Annotated in this window: 1 protein-coding gene; it reads left to right on the forward strand. The window is 46.8% G+C overall.

Annotated elements, in window-relative coordinates; translation table 11 throughout:
• Nucleotides 1-250, forward strand: a 250-nt coding sequence (locus tag HMPREF2963_RS00660; RefSeq protein WP_261786448.1) for a Rib/alpha-like domain-containing protein, incomplete at both ends; no start/stop codon positions are given.

A 250-nucleotide genomic window follows, 5' to 3' on the forward strand; every position in this document is an offset into this window, starting at 1 on the left:
AAGGACCAAACGGTTAAAGTAGGAGAAACACCAAAAGCGGAAGATTCCATTGGCAACGTTCCAGAATTGCCAAAAGGAACGAAGTTTGAATACGAAACACCGGTTGATACCACAACGCCAGGCGATAAAGATGCGAAGGTGATTGTGACTTATCCAGATGGCTCGAAGGATGAAGTTCCAGTGAAGGTTCATGTCACGAAGACTCCGACCCAAGCGGATAGCAACGAACCAAAAGGTAAGGACCAAACGG

It is taken from the genome of Streptococcus sp. HMSC067A03, from assembly GCF_001814295.1.
GTDB classification, from domain to species: Bacteria; Bacillota; Bacilli; order Lactobacillales; family Streptococcaceae; genus Streptococcus; species Streptococcus constellatus.